Raw genomic sequence first — 12758 nt, 5'->3', positions numbered from 1 at the left:
CCCACTATACGAAAATCAGGGAGTAGTGTAAGAGGTCGAAGTAGAATAAGTAAAGTAGGCAACAAGAAACTAAGGAATCTATTGTTTTTATGTTCTTTTTCAGCGTGTAAGCACAATAAGGCTTGTAAAGAGATTTATGAACGATTAGTCGCTAAAGGAAAAAGTAAGAAGCTGGCATTAATAGCAGTAGGTAATAAGTTATTAAAACAGGCTTTTGCTATTGCTAAAAGTGGGAAACCTTATGATGAAAATTTTGTTTCAAGATTAGCTTAAAATGGCTTGTTTTTTAACTCAGTTCTTTGTTGTGCATAGTATTTTTTATTTTTCCCATTTGTCAGTTCTATTTCTCTGGTCATTTATGGTTAGGAAATGAATAGCTATTAATAACTGAATATTCTGATTATCTAAATCAAATTTAGATGGGTTTAAGTAAATTCTATTTTGTAACCAACCCATTGATTCAAAATCTCCAGCACCAATTACTCTATCTGCATATTCTTTTAATTCATTATTAGTTCTTCCAAGTTCAGTTAAAAACTTTTGGTACTTGCCATTATATTTTGAGGAAAGACTTTTTAATTCTAATCCAGTATCTCGATAAGTTTCTTTTCCGAAACCCCAAATTTCATTAAATGTAGATTCGGAAATCGAATCATAAAGTTCCTTTTGATTTTGATAATCAATTCTTTCTAAAAGTGAAAACAAACCATTTTCTAATAATTCTGGCAATATTTTATTAAAACACGTTTTGAAATCAGAGTTTTTATTTTCACAGATTTGGTTTTTAAAAAAATCCGTTATTTTATTCAAGTCAGAGATTTGGTCAGTTGAAAAGTTGTTTTTTAATTCAGTCGTAGAATATTGAGTTTTACAAGAGAAATTCAACTGTAAAATTGTAACTCCAAATATCAATATTAGCGTTTTTCTCATATTATGTACAACGTCTCGTATATGAAAAGTAGCGCTGAATATAAGCGGTTACTTTTTGGATTAACACAAGCTGAATTTTTAAATTTTACTATTTATATTTTTATTGTAAATCGTCAAATTTAAAAATTTGGCAACTTTCCAAAAATGCCCAAACCTTCCTGTTAGTAAAGACTTGCGCTATTTTTTATATACATTGTTGTACCACGTTTAACTTGTTTATTTCTTCATAGAACTTCCTGAATGAACGACTATTCTGTTGAGCAATTTCAGGACGTAATTTATTCGAAATTAATTTTCTGTTGGCTTTAGATTTTAAATCAACATTTTCTTTTAATTTGCTATTCAACCATTTATTTGGGTTTGGAATATCTAAATCAACATTTTGGTACTCTTCGGTAATTAAAGTTTCATCAACAATCTCGCAAGTTTTAAGTGATTCATAATCTGCACAGAGCCAGCTTTCATAAGTCTTATCTGCTACTATAACTACAATTTCATCAGGTAGAGTTAATGTTCCATTTGCTTGACTTTCTATAAATTGGTTACAGTTTTCAATTACCAATTCTTTTAATTCAATACAATTTTGAACTAAACCTTCTCTAATTGCTTCTCTATAGTCTAATGTTATAATTATTTTGTGAGGTTTACATAACTTGATTAATCTTAGTAATTCTTCCCCTGTGTTTTTAGTGATATTTCCAATTCCTTTTGCATTAGAAATTGGATAATAGGAAGGACCTAAAATTTTGCTAATTATTGCTGGATAAGTATCATATTCACAATGACCTTCTACTATTAGTGCTAATGGAACTCTCATATACTTTGTTTAAAAGGTTGTTGGTACACCTTTTAAAAGGCCTCTTGTCCATAATTCTCCAATTTCTCCCATTGAAATTTCTGCATTAGGAATAATTGAATCGATATTTGAATAATGTGTTCCTGTTTCGTCTCTTTCAGTTATGAGTAGTTCAGACTTTTCAATATTTTCTAGAACCTGTTGAGAATGTGTTGTAAGTATAACTTGTAAATTATTTAATTGTACAACTTCTCTGATATGTGAAATTAGTTCCTTAACTGCCCAAGGGTGAAGTCCGTGTTCTGGTTCTTCAATTAATATAGTTGAACCACTTTTATGAGCTTCAAGAGAAATAAGAATTGCTAAAGCTCTTAATGTTCCATCTGATGATTCCCAAGCTTCAATATTTCTACCACCAAAAACTTCCTTAAATAATAAATATTCTTTTCCTGCTCTTAGACTTTCTGAATATACATTTGAGAAATACGGTGAAATATTTGACATAGTTGTTATTACTCTTTTCCAACCTAATTTATTATCCTTTGCAAATCTTTTTACAACTGAAGGCATATTATTACCAGTCACTGAAACTTTATCCTCGGAAGAAATAGATTGTTCTTGTCTTAACTCATTAATTAATAAGTCATATCTACCATAAGAGGTTATTTCGTTTAATATTTTTCTTAAATGGGAATTAAAATTTATAATTCCTCTATCTGAAGATAGAATTGGTAGTTCAGATTTCTTTTCGTCTGATTTTAAATTATTTAATAATGATTTTATTATTTTTTTGATTTCAGTGCTGGTGAACGCTTTATCATTTCTTTGAAAAAAGCTTCTAAAACCAAGCCAACCCATAAAAAGAGAATTATTACTTTTTGTTAGTTTGAAATTAACATCATACTGAATATTATTTTTCTTATCTCTTGTAAAAACAACTTTACTATCATAATATTTAGCTAGCGTTTCGCTATCAATAGTGAGTTTTTCATCAACTTTATCTTCATTATCTAATTCTTTATCTAAATAATGACTCAATAACAATATTGAATTAGCTGTCAGTGATTCTCTTGTGATTTTTAAAGGATTTCTTTTAGTTCTAATAAACCCAATTTCATATTCTGCTGAAAGTGGTAATAAATTATGTTTTAGCCAATTTTTGGGCGGTTCCAACTCGAAATTTAATTTAATAAAGATTTCTTGGTCATAAATTGTATTGTGTTGCTTAGGTAAAATTTCTCCAAAACCACCTCTCTTATAGACCGTTTCTTGAAGGCCATATTCGGCAAGGTCAGAAATGAAATCTACTGCTTTAATAAGGTTACTTTTTCCTGTAGCATTTGCTCCAACTATGACTGTTAATTTTTGTAAATCAACAGAAGATTTAAGGATACTTCTAAAATTTCTTATTTCAATCTTCTTTATCATTTCTCAATTGGTTTTCAAAATGTGGTACAACAATTAAATAAAATGCCTATAAACCATTAATACAATAAAAAATAGCTATTATACTACTTCTCTAGGCGTTCACGCTCTCTTAGCGATTTAGTACGCTCGTTTGTTTGTAACGTAGTGTTTCCAAACTTGTAACTAAAGCCTAATTTAACGTAACGGTTATCTATGTTATGATAACTGTAATTGTTTTGGTTAGCAAATTTAGATCTTGCCCCAAGGTCTTGCTGGTTAAATAAATCGGCAAACATTAAACTAATTACTGCTTTGTTTTTTAAGGCCTTTTTACTTAAACTTAAATTAGAATATGTTATTGACTCTCCTAATAAAGTACCTTGTAAAAATTGACTATAATAAGCTACGGAAAGGTTAACAGATAGGCTGTTATCTTTTAGCATATTAAACCCAGCATTAATTTCGGAGTAGTTTGACCACTGATTAAAATTAGACGTTTGATTATTAAAATCGATATCAAAATCGTGATTAAATAGACTAGTCAAAAAGAAGACTGAATACTTGTTTGAGATATATAAATCTGCCATAAAATCAAGTCCATATTCTCTAACATTTTGAATATTGGTCGGCGAATAAATCAAAAAATTATTGGCGTTATCTTGTATAGGTAATTCGTTAATTTGATTGGATACTGTTTTGTAAAACGCCTCTATAGTAAAGGTGTTGTTAATAGACGTCCCAATGGTAGAGTATGTTGTAAACGATGGTTGTAAGTTAGGATTACCTGAAACTATAATGTTATCGTTTAAAAAGAAGTTAAACGGATTTAAACTTGTATAATTAGGGCGTTGTATATATCTTTTATACGACACATAAAGGTTAGCTTTTTCAAACGCTTGCCAAGTTACATTTAGTGTTGGAAACAACTCCAAGTAGTCTTGTGTTTGACTTAAATTAGTTGCAGGAGAAAATCCCTCTAGATTAGTATGTTCTAATCTTAAACCTGCAGACATACTCCATTTATCCCAACTTTTATCGTAATTTAAATATCCTGCATAAACAGACTCGTCATAACTAAACGCATTTGTATTAGCTGTATTTAATACTTGGTTACCTGTGGCTTGGTCTATGTCAAACTGTACAATGTCGCTGTCTGTATTTATGTTAGAGGATTTAACACCAAAGGATAGGTTAGAACTATCATTGATTGGTAGTTCGTAATCTAATTTTAAAGAAAAAATATCTGTAGATTGATTATTTCTGGTATTAAAAGCAGTACTAAAGTTTGAAGCGTTATTCTGGAAAAAATAGTCAGAATTAACATGTTGACTTCTATTAAAATCATAGGTCGTATAATGTGCATTTGCTAAAAATTTAGCTCCATTTTTTAAATTAAGCTTATAGTCTAAATCTGTACCAATATTGTACTTATCATCTTTAGATGAGTTATAAGAATTAAAATTGTAGTCATTTAACCCTTGTAAGTCGTTTACAAAAGTGCTTCCGTTTGTTTGATAATCAAAATATGGTAAATACAATACGTTTGAAGACAAGCTAAGGGTATTATTATCGTTAATATAATAATCAAAATTTAGATTTGCATTGTGTGTTTTAGACGTTGTGTTTCGGTCCAAATCTGTTCTCCAAAATTCTGTTGCAGTATTGTTTTCTTGGTAATTAATTTCGTCTAAATTATGTCTATTTATCTTATTATGATTGTAGCTGTAATTAAGATTAACGTTTATTTTATCCGTTTTATAAAACTGATTTATTCCGCCATCATATCTAGGATATACACCTTGTGTGTAATGCGTTGTAAGGCTTCCTCTGTAACCCATAATTAGGTTTTTACTCATCACAATTTTTAAGACAACACCACTAGAGGCATCGTATTTAGCAGATGGACTGGTAATAACTTCTATTTTTTGGATAGCATTTGCTGAAGACGCATTTAACAACATAGCTAACTCTGACGCTGATAAGTTTACTTTTTTATCATTTATATAAATTGTTGGGCTACTATTTTTAACCAAAATATTATCCTCTAAAACTAAAACACCTGGTGTACTTTTTAAAACATCAAGCATTGTACCTTCCACTAAAGCAGTGTTTGCAACGTTAAATATCATGCGATCCGCTTGTTTTGTAAACGTTGGTTTTTTTGCATTAACGGTTACTTCGCCTAAAGTTTCTGGTAGTGTTTTTAATATTATGGTACCTAAATTAACATCATTAGCCAATGTTATATTTTTAGTTTCGGTTTCAAAACCTAAAAACGAGATTTTTAAAACATACTCTCCAGAGGTTAATTTGTCAATATTAAATTGACCATCTTCATTAGTACTTGATCCTGATATAACTTGCGATTGATCAGAAGAATACATGATTGCGTTAGCAAATAAAATGGGTTGATTTGCATCATCTACAACATTCCCAGAAATGGTTAAATCCTGAGCATAAGTAGTCATAGATAAACAAAAAACGATAATAAAATTAAAGCGATTCATTTATAATAAGTTAAGCCTGCAATATAATAATTGTAATTAACATTAAAGTGTGGGAAAAACCGCAAATTTATATGAATTTGTATTCCTAAGAAAAAAGAAAAAAAGCCCAATAATTACTATATATTTGCAATATCTTTATTTATAAAGAGATTTGACTATGAAGAACATCAGAAATTTTTGCATAATTGCACATATTGATCACGGAAAAAGTACACTTGCCGATAGGTTACTAGACGCTACTGGCTCTGTAACAGCAAGAGAACAACAAGCCCAATTATTAGATAGTATGGATTTAGAACGCGAACGTGGTATTACCATTAAGTCGCATGCCATCCAAATGGACTACATTTATGAAGGCGAAAAATTTGTTTTAAACTTAATTGACACACCTGGTCACGTAGATTTTTCTTATGAAGTATCAAGATCAATTGCAGCTTGTGAAGGTGCTTTACTAATTGTAGATGCTGCCCAAAGCATACAAGCACAAACTATTTCTAACCTATATTTAGCATTAGAGAATGATTTAGAGATTATTCCTGTTTTAAATAAAGTAGATTTACCAAGTGCAAATCCAGAAGAAGTTACAGATGATATTGTAGATTTATTAGGTTGCAAACCAGAAGATGTTATTCATGCAAGTGGTAAAACAGGTTTTGGAGTAGAAAACATTTTAAAAGCAATTATTGAGCGTATTCCTGCACCAAAAGGTGATCCTGATGCGCCTTTACAAGCCTTAATATTTGACTCAGTTTACAATACTTTTAGAGGTATTGAAACTTATTTTAGAGTCTTTAATGGTGAAATTAAAAAAGGACAAAAAATTAAATTTGTCGCTACAGATAAAGAGTATAATGCAGACGAAGTTGGTACTTTAAAACTAACTCAGGTTGCAAAACAAAGTGTTAAAACAGGAGATGTAGGTTACCTAATTACAGGTATTAAAACTGCCAAAGAAGTAAAAGTAGGAGATACTATTACGGACTTTGCTAATCCAACAACTAATATTGTCGAAGGTTTTGAGGACGTAAAACCAATGGTTTTTGCTGGTATTTATCCAGTAGATACAGAGGATTATGAAGAGCTGAGAAACAGTATGGAAAAGCTACAACTTAATGATGCATCCTTAGTGTTTCAGGCAGAAAGCTCTGCAGCTTTAGGTTTTGGTTTCCGTTGTGGATTTTTAGGAATGTTACACATGGAAATTATCCAAGAGCGTTTAGAGCGTGAGTTTGACATGACGGTTATTACTACTGTACCTAACGTATCCTACCATGCCTACACAAATAAAAATCCTGAAGATGCATTTATAGTTAATAACCCTTCGGATTTACCAGATCCTTCAACAGTAAATCGTGTTGAAGAACCTTATATTAAAGCAACGATAATTACAAAATCAGACTTTGTTGGTAATGTAATGAGCTTATGTATTGAAAAACGAGGGATGATTATTAATCAAACCTATTTAACACCAGAACGTGTAGAATTAACTTTTGAAATGCCTCTTGCTGAAATTGTATTTGACTTTTATGACCGATTAAAAACAGTGTCTAAAGGTTACGCGTCTTTTGACTACCATCCAATAGGTATGAAGGTGTCTAAATTAGTACGATTAGACGTATTATTAAACGCACAGCCTGTAGATGCCTTGTCTGCTTTAATACACGCAGATAACGCACATAACATAGGTAAAAAGATGTGTGAGAAGTTAAAGGAATTAATTCCGCGTCAACAATTTGATATTCCTATTCAAGCTGCAATTGGAGCAAAAATCATAGCTAGAGAAACCGTTAAGGCTTTACGTAAGGATGTTACCGCAAAATGTTATGGTGGTGATATTTCGCGTAAGCGTAAACTTTTAGAGAAACAGAAAAAAGGTAAAAAACGTATGCGTCAAGTAGGTAATGTAGAAATACCTCAACAAGCATTTATGGCTGTTTTAAAGCTTAACGATTAAGTTAACTATTAGATATAAAAAAAAACCTTCATTATTAAAATGAAGGTTTTTTTATGCCTTATACTTTTAGTTAGACTGTGTCTACTTTTTCTACATCTAAAGGTTTTCCTAAATAGACTAGATAATAACCTTCACTTACGTCTTCAAAATTAGTGTTGTAAGACGATATTATGTGTAACTCTCCTTCGTCATCCTTTATAAATAATGGGACTATTTCACGGTCTTCATTTGTGGTTTTAATTAAATCCATTAGATGTGCTTTATCTATAATTTCAATTTCTTGAATACTTGGAAATTTTCTAGTCACATCTGAAAGTGTGTTAAAGTCATCTGTATGAGAAAATAAACCTTCATGTGGATTATTATTTTCATCTAACATCTCTTCTGTAGACACTAATCTAAACGCACCATTTTCTCCAAATTGCTTTGAAAATTTATTGATAGCATATTTATTAATTTCGTTGTTTCCTGTTAAAGCCATTAAATATCCAACATCATTAAGCTCGATATTATCAGTTAATGTTTCAGAATAGATATTGGTATTTATAGCTTCCAAACCAAGCTCTTTAGCTTTATTAATGTTATTTTGATTACTATCAATTAGGACCACATGTCTACCATGTGACTCTAAATAGTGCCCAATTAACCTAGATACTTTTGATGCACCTACTATTAGTATTCCGTTAGATTGCGTTAAAAACACACCAACTAACTTAGCAAAAAGTCTAGCTGTTGTTGCATTTAAAAGTACAGTACCTAAAACAATTACAAATACTAAAGGTGTAATATACTCGGCTCCTTCAACACCTTTACTAGCTAATTTTAAACCAAAAAGCGAAGCGATACCTGCAGCTACAATACCACGTGGTCCAACCCAACTAATAAACAGTTTTTCGTTTAATTTAAGCTTAGATCCATACGTACTTAAAAAGACACCAATTGGTCTAATAACTAATATTATTATAGCAAAAAGCGCTACTGTATTCCAATTATAAATTAGTAATAGCTCGCTGTAATTAATATTAGCTGCTAGTAAAATAAATAATATTGAAATTAATAATACGCTTAAAGATTCTTTAAAATATAATAAGTCTTTTAGGTATGGAGAGTTTGAGTTACCTAACACCATTCCCATGACCACTACCGCAAGTAATCCAGACTCGTGCGCAAAGACATCAGACAATACAAAAACACCTAAAACAGCTGCTAATGCAAAGACATTTAATAAATAATGAGGTACCCACTTTTTATTAATAATAAAATTTAAAGCATGTGCAAAAGTAAATCCAAAGGTAGCTCCAAATAACACAATTTTACCAAACTCTATTAATGCGGTTTTAGTAAACTCTCCACCTGCATCAACACTAATAAATTCAAATACTAATACTGCTACTAATGCTCCGATTGGATCAATTAAAATCCCTTCCCATTTTAAAACTGCAGAGATGTCTTTTTTAAGCGGAATGTTTCTTAAAATAGGTGTAATTACTGTTGGTCCTGTAACAATAATTAATCCTGAAAATAAATATGAAATCTCCCATGTTAACCCAAAAACGTAATGTGCTGCAATACCAGCACCAAAAAAGGTAACCAAAGACCCTACAGATATTAACTTGGTAATTACAGGTCCAACATTTTTAATTTCGCTCATTTTTAAGGTTAAACCTCCTTCAAAAAGAATAATACTAATGGCTAAGGATACAAAATAAAACAAACTTTCGCCAGGAAATAAACCTTCGTCACCATTCCATATTGGTTCTATCCATTTAGTTCCATCTTCACTTAAAAACTCGGCTGCAATTGGACCAACCAACAAACCAATTAATATTAAAGGTAAAATTGCTGGTATTTTTAATTTCCAAGCAACCCATTGTGCAAGTATTCCTAAAATAATGATTCCTCCTAATTCTATCATTCAATTATCGTTTTGGTGAAAATACTAATTCTAAAATTCTACTTCTATAATTTAACCCAAATTTAGAGTAAAAAGTTAAATTTTTAAGCCTAGACCACTATCTAACTCAATTTTTTTAAACTTAAAAAAATGGTATCTTACAATTTTTCATCAAAAAACTACTAACCTAATTGACAATAAAGCCCTTTAAAACCATAGGAATTGGTATCGCGTTTTCGCCCAACCTTAAAGCTAATATTTTTGAAGCTGCTAGACTCGCTTTATTTTTTGATGCTAAACTTATTATGGTTCATATTGGAGCACAATCTGATGATAAGTCAAAAACCATATATAGTATATTAAGTAGCTTTAAAAAAGATAATTTAAAGTATGAAGTCGTCTTTAAATCAGGAAACCCAGTTGCTGCTATATTAGACACTACAAATAAAAAAGATATAGACCTTTTAATTATTGGAGCTGCTAAACGTGAAAATTTATTAAAATACTATGTTGGTTCTATTGCTAGGAAAATAACTAGACAAGCCAAGTGTAGTCTACTATTATTAATTAATCCATCTATTGACAGAATTGTCTGTAGACACATAGTTGTTAATGGATTAGAAGATCCAAAAACCGAACAAACCATAGCGACTGCCTTTTATGTTGCATCAAAACTTAAAGCCGAAAAAATAACAATAGTAGAAGAAATCAAGCCCAATGAAATTGCAGTTAATGTAGATGATGATAAATCTTTAAGACATGCTAATATTGTCAGAGAACGTATTAGTAATCGTGAAACCTCAAGAATTAATCATATAATTGAAGATTTACCACAAGAACATACTAATACTATTGCCATAAAATCTCAACCTATTTTTGGAACCCAAGGGTATTCCATTGGTCATTATGCCCAAATATCTCGAGCAGATTTGTTAGTCATGAATGCGCCAACAAAAATGACGTTTTGGGATCGTTTATTTCCGCATGATATTGAACATATTTTAACTGAGCTACCAACCGATGTTTTAATTATTCAATGAGTCCAAAACAAAATAATACAACCGTCTTTTTTAAAGCATTACCTAAAAATATATTTTCTGGTTTTGTGGTAAGTCTTATTGCTTTACCTTTAGGTTTAGGCTTGGCTATGGCTAGTGATGCACCTCCAATTTCTGGCGTAATTGCTGCTGTAATTGGTGGAATTTTAGTCTCTATTTTAGGTGGTAGTCACGTTACTATCTCTGGTCCAGGTAACGGATTAGTTGGTGTGCTTTTAGGTACTATTTTAACCTTGGGTATAGAAAGTGCTTATGCTGCCATTATTTGCTCTGGAGCCTTACTATTACTTTTAGGCTTTTTAAGATTAGGCAAATTAGCAGATTTTTTTCCATCCTCTGCTATTCAAGGTATGCTAGCTGCTATTGGTCTTATTATACTAGGAAAACAGTTTCATATTATGTTAGCGCATAGGATTAAAAGGGAAGATACGGTTGATTATTTATTCGAAATCCCATTTACTATAAACGATGCTATACATTACGATAATACAGGGTTAATTTATGCTGCATTAGCTGGAGTTATTAGTTTTTTAATTATGATATTTTATTCTAAACTAAGAAACAAATACTTACAACTTATACCTGCTCCAATGTGGATTGTTATACTTTCTATTGGATTTAGTTATTACTTTGAGTTGGTTGCGCATAAAGCCAACCCAATTGCAATAAATTACATGATTTCTGGCATACCAAAATTTTCAGAAATTATATCGCAAATACCAACTGTGGATTTTAGTAAAATCGGGACATTTCCGTTTTGGACTAGTGTATTAGCTTTAACATTAATTGCTAGTATAGAGTCCTTATTAAGCATCAAAGCTGTAGATAAATTAGATCCAGAAAAAAGAAGAAGTAATGTAAACAGAGATCTTAAAGCCTTAGGATTAGCAACTATAGGAAGTGGATTTTTAGGTGGTCTTAATGTCGTAACTGTAATTGCAAGAAGCTCAGTTAACGTTAACAATGGAGGTAGTAATAGGTCTTCCAACTTTTTTCATGCTTTCTTTTTAGTTATTTTTATTGTCTTATTTAGTACGCAATTAGCACGTATACCATTACCAGCTTTAATGGCAATTTTAGTTTACACAGGATATAAACTAGCGTCTCCAGAAAATATTAAAAAAATTTTTAGAATTGGAAAAGAACAATTAATCATCTTTTTTGTTACCCTAATTGTTACATTAAAAATTGGTTTAATTTCAGGTATTTTATCAGGTGTATTAATCACGTTTATTATACATATTGTCTTAAATAAAAGTATATCACTTTTTGCCAGAAATTGGCTTAAACCAAACGTTTTAATGTTTCAAGAAGATGGTCATTATTATATTAGTGTTAAGCATTTTTGTAGCTTTTTAAATTTCTATAAATTAAAAGCTAAATTAAACGCAGTACCAGAAAACGAAGACGTTATTATTGATTTTTCGCTATGCCAATTTGTGGACCATACCGTTATGGAAAACCTTAATAACTATCAAGAGCTATTTGCAAAACGTGGTGGAAATTTTGAAGTTTTAGGCTTAGATTTACACGATACAGACTCAGAACATCCATTTGCATTGCGTCGCTTACTTCCTGTACCAAATGTTATTAAAAATAGCTTGACGCGTCGACAAACCACCATGGAGGAGTTAGCAAACGATTATAACTTAGACTACAATGCTAAAAAAGAAAAACAAACGGGCTTTTTAAACAATTTCTTATTTTTCAGGGTAAAACAAATCAACTACATCTATAACCAAACCATTAATAAAAACAATGGTTTAAAATTATTTGATATCGAGTTTTCTGAAGGAGAATTTATTGCTAAAGAAGTCGTGCGTAGTACAATGCTTCATATTAAACTAAACAAACAAATTCCAGAGTTTACTCTAGACAGAGAAGGGTTTTTAGAAAAAGTCTATGCTTTTGCAGGTTTTAAAGATATTCCTATTAAAAACCACACAGATTTTTCCAATCGCTTTTATTTATTAGGTGAAGATACGCAAGCTATACAACAGTTTTTTACAGATGAAATCACACACTTTTTTGAAAGTAATCCCTACTACCATATCGAGTCTAATGGTCAAGATTTGTTGGTCTTTGGACGCGAACGATTAGCTAGTATAAAAGAAATTAAAGCACTTTACGATTTTGGTAAACGTCTAAAAGCGGTTATTTCTTAATAAAACCTTAATATTTTAAGTGTTTAACACTTATTTAGTAATTTGCA

The 12758-nt window shown here is 30.8% G+C and carries 9 protein-coding genes; 4 read left to right on the top strand and 5 right to left on the bottom strand.

Annotation, left to right across the window (positions count from 1 at the left end):
- The coding region (locus V6251_RS08365) for a transposase (protein ID WP_341587851.1) at positions 1–273 on the top strand (273 nt) is incomplete at its 5' end.
- Positions 274–318: 45 nt separating this feature from the next.
- Here V6251_RS08365 and V6251_RS08360 read toward each other — a convergent pair.
- The 4 genes from V6251_RS08360 to V6251_RS08345 form a co-directional block, all read right to left on the bottom strand.
- Positions 319–930: a hypothetical protein gene (locus V6251_RS08360; protein WP_341587850.1), complete on the bottom strand. Its 612-nt coding sequence runs from the start codon at positions 928–930 to the stop codon at positions 319–321.
- Positions 931–1114: 184 nt separating this feature from the next.
- Positions 1115–1747, bottom strand: coding sequence for a hypothetical protein (locus V6251_RS08355; RefSeq protein ID WP_341587849.1), 633 nt, complete (start codon positions 1745–1747; stop codon positions 1115–1117).
- A gap of 9 nt (positions 1748–1756) precedes the next feature.
- Positions 1757–3154 (bottom strand): AAA family ATPase, encoded by a 1398-nt coding sequence (locus tag V6251_RS08350; protein ID WP_341587848.1) that lies wholly within the window; start codon positions 3152–3154, stop codon positions 1757–1759.
- A gap of 83 nt (positions 3155–3237) precedes the next feature.
- Positions 3238–5640: an outer membrane beta-barrel family protein gene (locus V6251_RS08345; protein WP_341587847.1), complete on the bottom strand. Its 2403-nt coding sequence runs from the start codon at positions 5638–5640 to the stop codon at positions 3238–3240.
- Positions 5641–5797: 157 nt separating this feature from the next.
- Between V6251_RS08345 and lepA the strand changes: the two genes are divergently transcribed.
- On the top strand, positions 5798–7594 hold the full coding sequence (gene lepA / locus V6251_RS08340; RefSeq protein WP_145005069.1) for a translation elongation factor 4: 1797 nt from the start codon (positions 5798–5800) through the stop codon (positions 7592–7594).
- 70 nt (positions 7595–7664) lie between these two features.
- On the opposite strand, the gene V6251_RS08335 is transcribed toward lepA, so the two are convergent.
- Positions 7665–9509, bottom strand: a complete 1845-nt coding sequence (locus V6251_RS08335; RefSeq protein WP_145005066.1) for a cation:proton antiporter — start codon at positions 9507–9509, stop codon at positions 7665–7667.
- Positions 9510–9679: 170 nt separating this feature from the next.
- On the opposite strand from V6251_RS08335, the gene V6251_RS08330 reads away from it, so the two are divergent.
- Entirely contained in the window at positions 9680–10528 is an 849-nt protein-coding gene (locus tag V6251_RS08330; RefSeq protein WP_341587846.1) for a universal stress protein, read from the top strand.
- The gene (locus V6251_RS08325; protein ID WP_341587845.1) at positions 10525–12711 is read left to right on the top strand and encodes a SulP family inorganic anion transporter; all 2187 of its coding nucleotides are present in this window, start codon (positions 10525–10527) and stop codon (positions 12709–12711) included. The genes V6251_RS08330 and V6251_RS08325 overlap by 4 nt, the downstream gene beginning before the upstream one ends.
- The last annotated feature ends 47 nt before the right edge of the window (positions 12712–12758 follow it).

The organism is Olleya sp. Ti.3.14 (assembly GCF_038154885.1).
Taxonomy (GTDB): Bacteria; Bacteroidota; Bacteroidia; order Flavobacteriales; family Flavobacteriaceae; genus Olleya.
Note: the sequence above shows the minus strand (reverse complement) of the source record. Positions and strands in the feature narration are given on the sequence as shown.

What these genes read in the sequence shown, in the direction of transcription:
- V6251_RS08360 (WP_341587850.1), bottom strand. Translation starts at nt 930, where the DNA reads ATGAGAAAAACGCTAATATTGATATTTGGAGTTACAATTTTACAGTTG.
- V6251_RS08355 (WP_341587849.1), bottom strand. Translation starts at nt 1,747, where the DNA reads ATGAGAGTTCCATTAGCACTAATAGTAGAAGGTCATTGTGAATATGAT.
- V6251_RS08350 (WP_341587848.1), bottom strand. Translation starts at nt 3,154, where the DNA reads ATGATAAAGAAGATTGAAATAAGAAATTTTAGAAGTATCCTTAAATCT.
- V6251_RS08345 (WP_341587847.1), bottom strand. Translation starts at nt 5,640, where the DNA reads ATGAATCGCTTTAATTTTATTATCGTTTTTTGTTTATCTATGACTACT.
- lepA (WP_145005069.1), top strand. Translation starts at nt 5,798, where the DNA reads ATGAAGAACATCAGAAATTTTTGCATAATTGCACATATTGATCACGGA.
- V6251_RS08335 (WP_145005066.1), bottom strand. Translation starts at nt 9,509, where the DNA reads ATGATAGAATTAGGAGGAATCATTATTTTAGGAATACTTGCACAATGG.
- V6251_RS08325 (WP_341587845.1), top strand. Translation starts at nt 10,525, where the DNA reads ATGAGTCCAAAACAAAATAATACAACCGTCTTTTTTAAAGCATTACCT.